This is a genomic window from Streptomyces sp. NBC_00009, from assembly GCF_045040855.1.
GTDB classification, from domain to species: Bacteria; Actinomycetota; Actinomycetes; order Streptomycetales; family Streptomycetaceae; genus Streptomyces; species Streptomyces aureus.
Genome location: NZ_CP108312.1, coordinates 5516648 through 5529784, shown reverse-complemented (window position 1 = coordinate 5529784; position 13137 = coordinate 5516648). Strand labels below are relative to the sequence as shown.

Sequence of the window (13137 nt, the reverse complement as noted above, 5' to 3'; positions counted from 1 at the left end):
GGGGTGCGGCTCCGGGTGCGGCCGGGCGCAGGTGGCCTCGTCGAGGTTCGGTGTCCGTCGACGGGCCCTTCATGTCATACCTGGGTACGGGGTCCGGTGAGCTCCTCGGTATGACGGCGCCGCGGGTGGTTGTTGCCTACGCTGAGCAGGCCATGAGCACCACATCGACTGCACCTGACCAGGAGCCCCGCCCGCCGGACGGCAAGGCCGCACCGCCGGCGGGCCTGCGTCGCGTGTTCGCCACCGTCCTCGGCGGGCTGCTGGCGGCCGGGGCGTCGCTCGCCGCTCCCGCGGGACCGGCCGAGCCTCTGCTCGGCCGGTCGTCGAGGCGTTGGGTGCGGCTGGTCCCCTATGTGATCGCATTGGGCTTCGTCGCCTCACTGATCCCGGTCACCACCCAGGTCCTGTCGAACGACTACGGGGTCCCCGGTGGTCTCGCCGGCGCCCTGGCGGTCGCACAGGCCGCTCCCCTGATGCTCGCCGTCAGTCGGCCGCTGCTCGCGTGGGGCATCGTGATCGTCGCGGACATCGTCGGGGCGATCGTCATCCAGGCTTCGGCCTCCCATCACGCCGCGCCCTGGACCCCCATGGTCATCGTGGGATATCTGGCCCTGTGCTTCGTCCTGTCCCTGCGGGAGGGCAGACGCACGGTCCTGGGGGTCTGGCTGGTCACGGTGGCGTCCGGACTCGTCCTCGACATGTTCCGTCCCTCGGACAGCCAGGCCACGAGCGTGCTGATGATCGTGCTGAGCGGTGGGGTGCTGCTGTTCGGGGCATTGCTGCGCGAGCGCGGGGAAGCGCAGCGCAGACTCGTCGAGCAGGAGACGATCAACGAGGCCGAGCGTTCCCGGCGCACCCTTCTTGAGGAACGTGCGCGTATCGCGCGGGAGTTGCACGACGTGGTGGCTCATCACATGTCGGTGATCACGGTGCAGGCGGACTCCGCTCCGTACCGGCTTCAGGGCCTGACGCCCGAGGCGTGCGAGGAGTTCGGCTCGATAGCGGCGGGTGCCAGGGAGTCGCTCGCTGAGATGCGGCGACTCCTCGCGGTGCTGCGCAGCGAGGACGCGACGGGTGGTGAGCGTGCGCCCCAGCCGGGTCTCGGCCGACTTCAGCAACTGGTGGAGGCCACGGTACGGGGCGGTGTCCCGGCGGAGTTGTCGATGCCCGAGCTGGCCCTGGTCGGGGAGCTGACCGATGTACCGCCCGCGGTGGACCTCTCGGCATACCGCATCGTGCAGGAGGCCCTGGCCAATGTCGTGCGGCACGCTCCCGGTGCCCGTACGCAGATCTCCGTCTCCAAGGACGAGGACGCCCTGCTGGTGATCGTGGTCAACGGCCCGGCGGGCGAGCGTACGTCGCCCGTGGAGACGACCGGCACGGGACACGGTCTCATCGGGATGCACGAGCGCGTACGGTTGGTCGGCGGCACACTCGACGTGGGCCCGCTGCCCGGGGGAGGCTTCCGCGTCGCGGCCCGACTCCCACTGGCCGAGTCCGACTCCCCCTCGTCGTAAAGGAATTCGGCACCGCATGACCATCCGCGTGATCATTGTCGACGACCAGGCCATGGTGCGAGCGGGGTTCGCTGCGCTGCTGGCCGCGCAGAGCGACATCGACGTCGTGGGCGAGGCTCCGGACGGCAAGCAGGGCGTCGAGGTCAGCCGGACCACACATCCCGATGTCGTCCTCATGGACGTGCGGATGCCCGAGATGGACGGGATCGCCGCGACCCGCGCGCTCCTCGACCCTCCACCGGGCGTGATCCACCGCCCCAAGGTCCTGATGCTCACCACGTTCGACGTGGACGACTATGTGTACGAGGCGCTGCGCGCGGGCGCTTCGGGTTTCCTCCTCAAGGACGCCCCGCCGGCCGATCTCATCGCTGCGGTGCGCGTGGTGGCCGCCGGAGAGGCGCTGCTCGCCCCGACGGTCACGCGCCGGCTCATCGAGGACATCGCGAGGCAGCGCCCGTCCGGCCGCAGGGACCGCTCGCCGGAGCTGAACTGTCTGACGCCACGCGAGACCGAGGTCCTGGAACTCATCGCCCGGGGCCTGTCCAACCAGGAGATCGCGGAAAAGCTGGTGCTCGCGGAGCAGACCGTGAAGACCCATATCGGCCGCGTGCTCGCGAAGTTGGGGCTGCGGGACCGGGCGCAGGCCGTGATTTTCGCCTACGAGACCGGCCTCGTCACGCCCGGCGACCAATAGGCCCAGGCTCCGGTATCACCTGCCGCGCCCAGGTCAGCGCGGGTCTTCACGGCGCACCCCCTACCTGAGTAGCACCTCCGAATACCCGGGTATCACCCGAGAGTTGGCTCCCCGGTGTGACGTGGAGCCGGGCGTCGTCTCCCTACCTTCCCCTCGTCACGCCACCAGACGGAGGGGAGACGGGCGATGCGCCTGCGCTCATGGAAACAACGCGGCCGTAGGACACTGGTCGCCGCCGCGCTCACGACGACTGTCGTGGCGGGCACGACGGGCTGGGCCGTCGGCAGCGAGCAGAGCCCCCTCACCGGACCGCCGCCCGGCGCGGCATCCTGGCGTGCGGACCATGCGCTCGGTGTCGGGCTGCCCGATCCGGCGACCGCGAAGCCCGCCCAGGTGACAGCGTTCTTCCGCGGGTTGGACGACGCCGAGCGACAGGAGTTGATCGAGCGGCATCCGACCGTGGTCGGCAATCTGGACGGCGTTCCGGCGGACCTTCGCTACGAGGCCAACACCCGTGCGCTGAAAACCGAGCGCGACCGAGTCCGGGCGCGTGCGGAGGACGCGTCGCTCACGGCGCAGGACCACGCGCAGGCCCGCTTCCTCGTCACGCGATACACCGAACTTCTGGAGCCTGGGCGGCAGATACTGGCCTTCGACCCGCGAGGCCGCGGCCAAGTGGCCGAGGTATTCGGAGACTTGGCGGACGCCAATCATGTTTCCGTCGTCGTACCCGGCTCGGACATCGACCTGAGCTCGTTCGACCGTGCCAAGGATCCGTACGGCACTCCGGCGGGGATGGCCCGCTCGCTGTACGAGGCGTCAGGCGGCCGCACTGCGGTCGTGGCGTGGGTGGGGTACACGACGCCTGTCGGCCTGGGACCCGACGCCGCCACCGGCCGGCTCGCCGAGGCGGGCGCGCCGAGGCTGACCCGCTTCGTCCAGGGCCTGACGGCCTCGGGCGCGCCGCGTCCCGCAGTGTTCTGCCACAGCTACGGATCGGTGGTCTGTGGACTCTCCGCCGCCCGGCTGCCCGCGTCCGACCTCGTGGTGCTCGGCTCCCCGGGTCTGCGCGCGGACACGGTGGCCGATCTGCGCACCAAGGCCCGGGTCTGGGCCGCGCGAGACGACAGCGACTGGATCGGCCGCGTGCCGAACGTCGAGTTGTTCGGCCTGGGCCACGGCACCGACCCCACCGCCCCCTCCTTCGGCGCCCGCCGCATTCCGGCCCACCACGCCGAGGGCCACACCGGCTACTTCGCGCCGGGCACGGACTCGCTGCGAGCCTTCACCCGCATCGCCACCGGAGCCACCTCATGAGTATCGCGACCTTGCGCAGGACCGCGTCCGCCATCGACGCGAAGACACCGGCCCACCGGGACCGGGCGATAGACGGACTGCGCGCGCTTGCGCTGCTCGCCGTGCCGATGGGCCACTGGCTCCTCGGCGGCTTCTCCCTCGACGGCCAGGGCGCGCTGCACAACGCGAGCCCGCTGTCCTCCTTCGGATTCCTCGCCCCGATCAGCTGGGTGCTGCAGATGCTCGGCATCTTCTTCCTGGTGGGGGGATACGCATCCGTTCTGTCGTACCGGCGGACGCTGGAGGCGGGCGGGTCGACGAGCGCCTGGCTGCGTGGCCGGCTGGCTCGCCTGGGCCGCCCGGTCCTCGGGGTGACGGCCGTATGCGCCGCGCTGATCCCCGCGTTGTACACGCTGGGGGTGCCGGAGAAGACCCTCCACACAGGATCGACGCTGGTGATACAGCCGCTGTGGTTCGTGGGCATCTACACGGTGATCACCGCGCTCACGCCGTACTGCGTACGCGCCGCCCGAAAACTGGGGGCGTGGGCGGCGGCGCCGCTGCTCGGGTCCGTAGCCGTGATCGACTTCCTGCGCTACGGGCCGTATGCGGACGCCATGCCGTCCTGGCTGAGCCTGCTCAATCTGCTCCCCGGCTGGATGTTCGCCTACCAACTGGGCGTCTGCTGGGGCGAGAAGAGGATCGGCAGGCGTGGCGCGTGGGCGCTGCTGATCGGCGGCGCGGCCCTGTTCGCGACGCTGCTCCTCGCGTTCCACTACCCGGAGTCGATGGTGGGCGTGCCGGGCGAGGCGCGGACGAACTCCCATCCGCCGTCCTTGCTCGTGCTCGCACTGGCGGCCGCGCAGAGCGGTGCGGCGATGCTCCTGCGGGACCGGATCGGCAGGCTGCTGCGGCGGCCCGCGCTGTGGGCGCCGGTCGTCGTCATCAATCTCTCGGCGATGACGATCCTTTGCTGGCATCAGACCGCGCTGCTGACAGCGGCGATACCCGGTTCCTTCGCCGGCGCGATACCGGGGCTGACGACGAGTCCGGACTCGCTGGGCTGGATAGCGGCGAGGATCGCGTGGCTTCCGGTCTTCGCGGGGCTGCTCGTGCTGATCGGCAGGTACACGCGGGGCTTCGAGGCTCCCTGGAAGCGGGCGACTCATGCACGGCGGGCGCTGGCCGGGCTGCTGGCAGCGGGGTTCGCCGTGTTCGCCCTGGGGCTCGCGTGAGGTGCCGGCCGGTCGCCGCCGGGGCAGGAGATGCCCCCGGCGACGGACCTGGCAGGTGGCTCCGGGTTGTTACTCGCGCCCCGCCGAGGTGAAGGTCATGTCGGCATAGCGGTTGCCCGCGACCTGGGAAGCGATGGGGGCGACCAGGGCGAGTTCGTCGTCGGTGAGGGTGATGCGGGTGGCCGCGGCGTTCTCCTCGATGCGGCTGCGCTTGCGGGTGCCGGGGATCGGGACGACGGGGAGTCCGAAGGCCTGCGACTGCTGCTGCACCCAGGCCAGGGCGATCTGGCCGAGGGAGGCGCCATGTGCCTCGGCGACCTGGCGCACCGGCGCGAGCAGAGCCGCGTTGGCGGCGGCGTTGTCGCCGGTGAAGCGGGGCTGCTGGCGGCGGAAGTCGTCCGGATCGAGCTCCTTGTCGGCGCTGACGAAGGAACCGGTGAGGAAGCCTCGCCCGAGCGGCGAGTACGGCACGAGGGCCACGCCCAGTTCGGCGGCGGTCGGCACGACCTCCTTCTCGATGTCGCGGCTGAACAGCGACCACTCGGACTGGAGGGCGGCGATCGGGTGGACTGCCTGGGCGGCGCGCAGTTCGCCGCCGGTGACCTCGCTGAGGCCGAGGTGCTTGACCTTGCCGGCGGCGACGAGTTCGGCCATCACGCCGACGGTCTCCTCGATCGGCACGTGCACATCGCGGCGGTGCATGTAGTAGAGGTCGATGGTGTCGACGCCGAGACGCTGGAGGCTGGCGTCGATGCAGGCGCGGATGTACGCGGGATCGTTGTTGATGATGCGCTTCGTGGGGTCGCTCGGGTCCACGCCCAGGGCGAACTTGGTGGCCAGCACCACCTCGTCACGGTGCACCTTGAGGAAGGGAGCAAGGAACTTCTCGTTCTCGCCGGCGGCATAGGCGTCGGCGGTGTCGTACAAGGTGACGCCGAGTTCCAGGCCCCGCTCCAGGGTGGCCCGCGCCTCGTCGGCGTCCGTCGGACCGTAGGCCCAGCTCATGCCCATGCAGCCGAGGCCCTGCACGCCCACCAAGGGCCCGTTGTTTCCCAACTCCACAGTGGAAATCCGCTGCGGCTCCCCCGTGTGCTGCGTCTGCTCCGTGCTGCTCATGCGGTTCAGGCCCTCTCCGACGCCCGCCGGGCGCCCGCATAGAAGTCGATCTTGAAATCGAGTACGGACAAGGTGTCCTGGAGTTCGGCGATCCGGGACAACACGTCCCTGCGCGTCGATTCGAGAAGCTCGCGGCGCTCCTCGAACGTGTTTTCACCGACCCGCACGAGTTCGGCGTAGCGGACCATGTGTGCCACCGGCATCCCGGTCAGCCGCAGCTTGCCGACCAAGGCGAGCCAGTCGAGATCGCGGTTGCTGTAGCGGCGCTGGCCCGTGTGCGAGCGGTCGACGTGGGGCATGAGCCCGATCCGCTCGTACCAGCGCAGCGTGTGGGCGGTCAGTCCGGTGAAGGCCACGACCTCGCTGATCGTGTAGTGGTCCTGGCCGTCCGGGCGCGGGTGAGCGGTGGGGCCCGATGCGCAGACGTCGGCCTTGCTGGGTGCGGGGGTGGTCTCCATCACCGTCATGCCCCCACGCTAGAACGTTGAAGTGCACTCCAAGCAAGCACATCGGGGAGGAATTCCGGACGGCGTCCGCCGATGTGATTCGGCCCGCGCGACGGTTCGGCCCGGCCCATGGGCGCAGAGGGGGTGTCCTCGCGGGGCCCGTTAGGCTCGTGGCCATGCAGAGCCTTGCGATGATCGAGAACTGGCGGGTCCCGACCGCCGCCGCAGCCGTCGTCCGCGCGGACGGCACGGTCCTCGGGGCGCACGGCCCGACGGCCCATCGTTTCCCGCTGGCCTCGGTCACCAAGCCGCTCGCCGCCTACGCGGCCCTCGTCGCCTACGAAGAGGGCGCGATCGAGTTCGACGACCCGGCCGGCCCCGAGGGTTCCACGGTGCGCCACCTCCTCGCGCACACCTCCGGGCTCGCCTTCGACGAGCACCGGGCGACATCGGCGCCCGGCACACGGCGGCTGTACTCGAATGCGGGGTTCGAGGTGCTCGGGGACCACATCGCGAAGGCGACGGAGATCCCGTTCGCGGAGTATCTCCATCAAGCGGTTCTCGAGCCCCTCGGGATGAGCTCGACCACCCTGGAGGGCTCGCCCGCCAAGGACGGGGTGTCGACGGTGGACGACCTGGCACGATTCGCCGCCGAGGTGCAGGCTCCCCGCCTGCTCGATCCGCGCACCGTCGCCGAGGCGATGACCGTGCAGTACCCGGGCCTCAAGGGCGTACTTCCGGGGTACGGGCACCAGAACCCGAACGACTGGGGGCTCGGGTTCGAGATCAGGGACTCCAAGTCGCCGCACTGGACGGGCAGTTCGTCGTCGCCGCGGACGTTCGGGCACTTCGGGCAGTCGGGCACGTTCCTGTGGGTCGACCCCGACGCGGGTGTCGCATGTGTGGCGCTGACCGATCGGGCCTTCGGGCCGTGGGCGGCCGAGGTGTGGCCCCCCTTCACGGACGCGGTGCTCGCCGAGGTGTGAGGGGTCGGGCGTGAGGGGTCACGCCCGAGGGGCGCGCGGCCGTTCGCAAGGATGACCTCAGCGGGCGGCCATCTCCCACAGCAGCAGTTCCGCCGATCCTGACGCCACGGCCTCGAGATCGGATTCCCCGGCGATCCTGACCGAGTCGCCCGGACCCAACTCCTCACCGCCGAGCACCACTTCACCGCGGACGACATGGACGTACACCTGGGCTGCGTCCGGGACGGCGGCTCGCTCCCCCGGTCCGAGGCGGCGCACATGCAGCAGGGAGCCGGCCTCGGGCACGTCGTAGGGGGTGGAGTCGGCGATGCCGTGCACGACCTCGTAGACCGGGTCGCCGCCCGGCTCCAGGGGCGCGAGCCACATCTGGACGAAGACGAGCGGGTCGGGGCCGTCGTTGCGCTCGACATGGCGCACTCCGCCGCCCGCGCTGAGGCGCTGCACATCACCGGGTGCGACCACGGACTCGTGCCCCGTCGAATCGCGGTGGGTGAGCCGGCCCGAGACGACCCAGGTGACGATCTCGGTGTGGCTGTGCGGATGCTCGTCGAAGCCCGCGCCCGGCGCGAGGCGCTCCTCGTTGCAGGCCAGGATCGACCCGAAGCGCAGGTTGTCGGGGTCGTAGTGGGGCCCGAAGGAGAAGGCGTGGAACGACTCGATTCCGGCGTCCGGCTCGCCGCCGGGGTACCGGTCGCCGGAGCGACGTACATCCATCACGCCGTACACGGTAGACCCCCGAACGGAAACGTCCGCGCGGCCACCTTGCACCCTCCACTCCGCTGAGCCGTCCCGATAAGGCAGTCTTGTCCCCGTGCCCGAACCCTCAGCGAACGAAGCCCCGGACCATCGCGACCGCCGTGCGAACCCCCACCCGCACTCCGCGACCCTGAAGCGCCTGGAGAAGTCGTCCGGGAGCCTCGCCGCGCAGGCCATCACGCGCATGGACGAGACGCTGCCGTGGTACCGGGCGATGCCACCGGAGAACCGCTCCTGGATCGGGCTGGTCGCGCAGGCCGGGATCGCGGCCTTCACCGAGTGGTTCCGGCACCCGGACGCCCCTCAGGCGATCTCGACCGACGTGTTCGGCACCGCGCCGCGCGAGCTGACCCGGGCCATCACGCTGCGCCAGACCGTGGAGATGGTCCGCACGACCATCGAGGTCATGGAGTCCGCGATCGACGAGGTGGCGGCGCCCGGCGACGAGTCGATCCTGCGTGAGGCGCTGCTCGTCTACGCACGGGAGATCGCCTTCGCGACCGCCCAGGTCTACGCGCAGGCGGCCGAGGCGCGAGGCGCGTGGGACGCCCGCCTGGAGTCCCTGGTGGTCAACGCGGTTCTCTCGGGCGAGGCCGACGAGGGTGCCGTCAGCAGGGCCGCGGCGCTCGGGTGGAACTCGCCGGAGCACGTGTGCGTGGTGCTCGGCACCGCTCCAGAAGGGGACAGTGAGCTGACGGTCGAGGCGATCCGGCGGGCCGCCCGGCACGCCAAGCTCCAGGTCCTGACCGGGGTACTCGGGGACCGTCTCGTGGTCATCGCGGGCGGCAACAACAATCCGCTCCAGGTCGCGAAGTCGCTGATCGGCCCGTACGCGGCGGGTCCTGTGGTGGCCGGCCCCGTGGTGCCGGACCTGCTCGCCGCCACCAGGTCGGCGCAGGCCGCGGCCGCCGGGCTCAAGGCGTGCGGGGCGTGGCAGGACGCTCCGCGCCCCGTTCTGGCGGATGATCTCCTTCCGGAGCGGGCGATCGCGAGCGACCCTGCCGCGCGCGAGCAGTTGGTGGAGGAGATCTACAGACCGCTCGAGGAGGCCGGCTCGGCTCTTCTGGAGACGCTCAGCGTCTATCTGGAACAGGCGAGCAGCCTCGAAGGAGCGGCCCGGATGCTCTTCGTCCACCCGAACACCGTCCGCTACCGGCTCCGACGTGTGACAGACGTCACCGGCTGGTCACCCTCCGATGTCAGGTCGGCGTTCACGCTGCGGATCGCGCTGATCCTGGGGCGCCTGGCCGACGCGGATCCTCAGTCGTAGCCTTTTGTCGGGGGTCTACAATTCCCCCTTCGGTTCTTCGTCCCTGTCCCCACGGGCGGCCGTGGCCGTCCACAAGAGAGAGTGTGAGAGTGCTCGTACTCGTCGCTCCCGGCCAAGGCGCTCAGACGCCCGGCTTCCTGACTCCCTGGCTCGACCTCCCCGGTGCCGCAGACCGCGTCGCCGCGTGGTCGGACGCCATCGGGCTCGACCTTGCCCACTACGGCACGCAGGCCGACGCGGACGCGATCCGTGACACGGCCGTCGCTCAGCCTCTGCTCGTCGCGGCCGGACTCCTGTCGGCCGCTGCACTCGGCGACATCGCTCCTGACGCCGTCGCGGGCCACAGTGTCGGCGAGATCACCGCGGCGGCCTTCGCCGGGGTTCTCGACGACACCGCCGCCCTCCAACTCGTGCGCAAGCGCGGCCTGGCCATGGCCGATGCGGCCGCCGTGACCAAGACCGGTATGTCCGCCCTGCTCGGCGGCGACCCGGAGGTCACCGTCGCGCACCTGGAGAAGCTGGGTCTGACCCCGGCGAACGTGAACGGCGCCGGCCAGATCGTGGCCGCGGGCACCCTTGAGGAACTCGCCGCGCTCGAGGCCGACAAGCCCGAGGGCGTACGCCGGGTCGTGCCGCTGACGGTGGCCGGCGCGTTCCACACCCGCCACATGGCTCCCGCGGTGGCGAAGCTGGAAGAGGCCGCCCAGGCCCTGACGCCCGCCGACCCCACGGTCGCGTACGTGTCGAACAAGGACGGCCGGACGGTCGCCACCGGTGCCGAGGTCGTCTCGCGCCTGGTCGGCCAGGTGGCCAACCCGGTCCGCTGGGACCTGTGCATGGAGACCTTCAAGGAGCTCGGCGTGACCGCGCTCGTCGAGGTGTGCCCGGGCGGCACCCTCACCGGTCTCGCCAAGCGCGCCCTGCCCGGTGTGAAGACCCTCGCCCTCAAGACCCCCGACGACCTCGACGCAGCCCGCGCCCTGATCGCCGAGCACTCCTCCGCCGCGGCGGACACGCAGACGGCCTGACAAGGAGCCCCGAGAGCATGTCGAAGATCAAGCCCAGTCAGGGCGCCCCGTACGCGCGCATCATGGGCGTCGGCGGCTACCGGCCGACGCGGGTCGTGCCGAACGAGGTGATCCTCGAGAAGATCGACTCGTCCGACGAGTGGATCCGCTCCCGTTCGGGCATCGCGACGCGCCACTGGGCCTCCGACTCGGAGACCGTGGCCGCGATGTCGATCGAGGCTTCCGGCAAGGCCATCGCGGACGCCGGGATCAGCGCGGAGCAGATCGGCGCCGTGGTCGTGTCGACCGTGTCGCACTTCAAGCAGACCCCGGCCATCGCCACCGAGATCGCGGACAAGCTCGGCACCGCCAAGGCGGCCGCGTTCGACATCTCCGCCGGGTGCGCGGGCTTCGGCTACGGCCTGACCCTCGCCAAGGGCATGATCGTCGAGGGCAGCGCCGAGTATGTGCTGGTGATCGGCGTGGAGCGGCTGAGCGACCTGACCGACCTGGAGGACCGCGCGACGGCCTTCCTGTTCGGTGACGGCGCCGGCGCCGTCGTCGTGGGCCCCTCGCAGGAGCCGCACATCGGCCCCACCGTCTGGGGTTCCGAGGGCGACAAGTCCGAGACGATCAAGCAGACCGTGCCGTGGGACGAGTTCCGCGTCGGTGATGTGTCGAAGCTGCCGCTCGACAGCAAGGGCGACATCAAGTTCCCTGCGATCACGCAGGAGGGCCAGGCGGTGTTCCGCTGGGCCGTGTTCGAGATGGCGAAGGTCGCCCAGCAGGCGCTGGACGCGGCCGGGATCAGCGCGGACGACCTGGACGTCTTCATTCCGCACCAGGCAAACATGCGGATCATCGACTCGATGGTGAAGACTCTGAAACTGCCGGAGCATGTCACGGTCGCCCGTGACATCGAGACCACCGGCAACACCTCGGCCGCCTCGATTCCGCTCGCGATGGAGCGGCTTCTGGCGACCGGGAAGGCGAAGAGCGGCGACACCGCCCTCGTCATCGGCTTCGGGGCGGGTCTCGTCTACGCCGCCACGGTCGTTACCCTCCCCTAGGCAGACCGTCCGGATCACTCCGGGCGGAAACGCCGCCACACCCTCTGGATACATAAGAAGGAGCGCCAACATGGCCGCCACTCAGGAAGAGATCGTCGCCGGTCTCGCGGAGATCGTGAACGAGATCGCCGGCATCCCGGTCGAGGACGTCCAGCTGGACAAGTCCTTCACCGACGACCTGGACGTCGACTCGCTGTCCATGGTCGAGGTCGTCGTCGCCGCCGAAGAGCGCTTCGACGTCAAGATCCCGGACGACGACGTCAAGAACCTCAAGACCGTCGGTGACGCCACCGACTACATCGTCAAGCACCAGGCCTGATCAACAGCTCGCCTAGTGCTGCCGCTCCGCCACCCGGCGGTGGCGCCGCTGAATCCCTCGCATCCGTTGGAGAAAGAATTCCTGTGAGCCCGACCAATCGCACCGTGGTCGTCACCGGTATCGGCGCAACCACACCGCTGGGTGGCGACGCGACGTCCACCTGGGAGGGTCTGGTCGCCGGTCGTTCCGGTGTCCGTCCCCTCGAACAGGAGTGGGCCGCCGACCAAGCGGTCCGCATCGCGGCGCAGATCGCCGTGGAACCGAGCGAGATCATCCCGCGCCCGCAGGCCCGTCGCCTGGACCGCTCGGCGCAGTTCGCGCTGATCGCGGCCAAGGAGGCCTGGGCCGACGCCGGTTACACCGACAAGGCCGGTGAGGACCCCGCCGTCGACCCCGACCGGCTCGGCGCGGTCATCGCCTCCGGCATCGGCGGCGTGACGACGCTCCTCGACCAGTACGACGTGCTGAAGGAGAAGGGCGTACGCCGCGTCTCCCCGCACACCGTCCCGATGCTCATGCCGAACGGTCCCTCGGCCAACGTCGGCCTGGCCGTGAACGCCCGCGCGGGTGTGCACACCCCGGTCTCCGCCTGCGCGTCCGGCGCCGAGGCCATCGGCTACGCGATCGAGATGATCCGCACGGGCCGTGCAGACGTCGTGGTCGCCGGTGGCACCGAGGCCGCCATCCACCCGCTGCCCATCGCCGCCTTCGGCAACATGATGGCGATGTCCAAGAACAACGACGACCCGCAGGGCGCCTCGCGCCCCTACGACGTCGGCCGGGACGGCTTCGTCCTCGGTGAGGGCGCCGGTGTCCTGATCCTCGAGTCCGCCGAGCACGCCGCCAAGCGCGGTGCCCGCGTCTACGCGGAGGCGGTCGGCCAGGGCATCTCCGCCGACAGCCACGACATCGTCCAGCCGGAGCCGGGCGGCCGCGGCATCTCGCAAGCCCTGCAGAACCTGCTCGACAACACCGACCTGGACCCGGCCGAGATCGTGCACGTGAACGCGCACGCGACCTCGACGCCGGCCGGTGACGTGGCCGAGCTCAAGGCGCTGCGCAAGGTCTTCGGCGACGACACCGACCACATGGCGGTCTCCGCCACCAAGTCGATGACGGGCCACCTCCTCGGCGGCGCCGGCGGTATCGAGTCGGTCGCGTCGGTGCTCGCCCTGTACCACCGGGTGGCTCCGCCGACGATCAACGTCGAGAACCTCGACCCGGAGGCGGAGGCTGCCGCCGACATCGTCCGCGGTGAGGCTCGCAAGCTGCCCGTCGATGGCCGCATCGCCGCGCTGAACGACTCGTTCGGCTTCGGCGGACACAACGTCGTGCTGGCGTTCCGCTCGGTCTGACCCCCGCGTACACGTACGTAGCGGAAGGGGCCCCCACCATCACGGTGGGGGCCCCTTCGGCAACTGCGAA

General features: G+C 70.5%; 13 protein-coding genes. 10 read left to right on the top strand and 3 right to left on the bottom strand.

Annotation, left to right across the window (positions count from 1 at the left end):
• Window positions 1-152 precede the first annotated feature (152 nt).
• From OHA58_RS24885 to OHA58_RS24870, 4 genes are all read left to right on the top strand, one after another.
• Entirely contained in the window at window positions 153-1517 is a 1365-nt protein-coding gene (locus OHA58_RS24885) for a sensor histidine kinase (protein ID WP_405481478.1), read from the top strand.
• A gap of 16 nt (window positions 1518-1533) precedes the next feature.
• Window positions 1534-2211 carry a response regulator transcription factor gene (locus OHA58_RS24880; protein WP_116502281.1) on the top strand — a complete coding sequence of 226 codons (678 nt, stop codon included), beginning with the start codon at window positions 1534-1536 and terminating at the stop codon, window positions 2209-2211.
• Window positions 2212-2397: 186 nt separating this feature from the next.
• Window positions 2398-3528, top strand: coding sequence for an alpha/beta hydrolase (locus OHA58_RS24875; protein WP_405481477.1), 1131 nt, complete (start codon window positions 2398-2400; stop codon window positions 3526-3528).
• Complete coding sequence (locus tag OHA58_RS24870) at window positions 3525-4742, top strand: acyltransferase (protein ID WP_405481476.1); 1218 nt, start codon at window positions 3525-3527, stop codon at window positions 4740-4742. The genes OHA58_RS24875 and OHA58_RS24870 overlap by 4 nt, the downstream gene beginning before the upstream one ends.
• 69 nt (window positions 4743-4811) lie before the next feature.
• Here OHA58_RS24870 and OHA58_RS24865 read toward each other — a convergent pair whose 3' ends face one another.
• Window positions 4812-5858, bottom strand: a complete 1047-nt coding sequence (locus OHA58_RS24865; RefSeq protein ID WP_405481474.1) for an aldo/keto reductase — start codon at window positions 5856-5858, stop codon at window positions 4812-4814.
• A gap of 5 nt (window positions 5859-5863) precedes the next feature.
• Entirely contained in the window at window positions 5864-6325 is a 462-nt protein-coding gene (locus OHA58_RS24860) for a MerR family transcriptional regulator (RefSeq protein ID WP_405481473.1), read from the bottom strand.
• Window positions 6326-6480: 155 nt separating this feature from the next.
• Here OHA58_RS24860 and OHA58_RS24855 point away from each other — a divergent pair, with 155 nt between their 5' ends.
• Window positions 6481-7290 (top strand): serine hydrolase domain-containing protein, encoded by an 810-nt coding sequence (locus OHA58_RS24855; protein ID WP_405481471.1) that lies wholly within the window; start codon window positions 6481-6483, stop codon window positions 7288-7290.
• A 57-nt stretch (window positions 7291-7347) separates the two neighbouring features.
• Here OHA58_RS24855 and OHA58_RS24850 read toward each other — a convergent pair whose 3' ends face one another.
• A complete protein-coding gene (locus OHA58_RS24850) occupies window positions 7348-8004 on the bottom strand; it encodes a pirin family protein (RefSeq protein WP_405485155.1) in 657 nt (218 codons plus the stop codon).
• 97 nt (window positions 8005-8101) lie between these two features.
• Here OHA58_RS24850 and OHA58_RS24845 point away from each other — a divergent pair, with 97 nt between their 5' ends.
• The 5 genes from OHA58_RS24845 to OHA58_RS24825 all read left to right on the top strand — a co-directional run bounded on the left by OHA58_RS24845 (window position 8102) and on the right by OHA58_RS24825 (window position 13067).
• The gene (locus OHA58_RS24845) at window positions 8102-9316 is read left to right on the top strand and encodes a CdaR family transcriptional regulator (RefSeq protein WP_116502275.1); all 1215 of its coding nucleotides are present in this window, start codon (window positions 8102-8104) and stop codon (window positions 9314-9316) included.
• A gap of 89 nt (window positions 9317-9405) precedes the next feature.
• Entirely contained in the window at window positions 9406-10344 is a 939-nt protein-coding gene (locus tag OHA58_RS24840; protein WP_227300322.1) for an ACP S-malonyltransferase, read from the top strand.
• A gap of 17 nt (window positions 10345-10361) precedes the next feature.
• Complete coding sequence (locus OHA58_RS24835) at window positions 10362-11393, top strand: ketoacyl-ACP synthase III (protein ID WP_405481470.1); 1032 nt, start codon at window positions 10362-10364, stop codon at window positions 11391-11393.
• Window positions 11394-11463: 70 nt separating this feature from the next.
• Window positions 11464-11712, top strand: a complete 249-nt coding sequence (locus OHA58_RS24830) for an acyl carrier protein (RefSeq protein ID WP_100591921.1) — start codon at window positions 11464-11466, stop codon at window positions 11710-11712.
• Between the two features lie 83 nt (window positions 11713-11795).
• Complete coding sequence (locus tag OHA58_RS24825; protein ID WP_405481469.1) at window positions 11796-13067, top strand: beta-ketoacyl-[acyl-carrier-protein] synthase family protein; 1272 nt, start codon at window positions 11796-11798, stop codon at window positions 13065-13067.
• The last annotated feature ends 70 nt before the right edge of the window (window positions 13068-13137 follow it).

What these genes read in the sequence shown, in the direction of transcription:
- OHA58_RS24855 (WP_405481471.1), top strand. Translation starts at nt 6,481, where the DNA reads ATGCAGAGCCTTGCGATGATCGAGAACTGGCGGGTCCCGACCGCCGCC.
- OHA58_RS24875 (WP_405481477.1), top strand. Translation starts at nt 2,398, where the DNA reads ATGCGCCTGCGCTCATGGAAACAACGCGGCCGTAGGACACTGGTCGCC.
- OHA58_RS24860 (WP_405481473.1), bottom strand. Translation starts at nt 6,325, where the DNA reads ATGACGGTGATGGAGACCACCCCCGCACCCAGCAAGGCCGACGTCTGC.
- OHA58_RS24880 (WP_116502281.1), top strand. Translation starts at nt 1,534, where the DNA reads ATGACCATCCGCGTGATCATTGTCGACGACCAGGCCATGGTGCGAGCG.
- OHA58_RS24885 (WP_405481478.1), top strand. Translation starts at nt 153, where the DNA reads ATGAGCACCACATCGACTGCACCTGACCAGGAGCCCCGCCCGCCGGAC.
- OHA58_RS24850 (WP_405485155.1), bottom strand. Translation starts at nt 8,004, where the DNA reads ATGGATGTACGTCGCTCCGGCGACCGGTACCCCGGCGGCGAGCCGGAC.
- OHA58_RS24865 (WP_405481474.1), bottom strand. Translation starts at nt 5,858, where the DNA reads ATGAGCAGCACGGAGCAGACGCAGCACACGGGGGAGCCGCAGCGGATT.
- OHA58_RS24870 (WP_405481476.1), top strand. Translation starts at nt 3,525, where the DNA reads ATGAGTATCGCGACCTTGCGCAGGACCGCGTCCGCCATCGACGCGAAG.
- OHA58_RS24835 (WP_405481470.1), top strand. Translation starts at nt 10,362, where the DNA reads ATGTCGAAGATCAAGCCCAGTCAGGGCGCCCCGTACGCGCGCATCATG.
- OHA58_RS24830 (WP_100591921.1), top strand. Translation starts at nt 11,464, where the DNA reads ATGGCCGCCACTCAGGAAGAGATCGTCGCCGGTCTCGCGGAGATCGTG.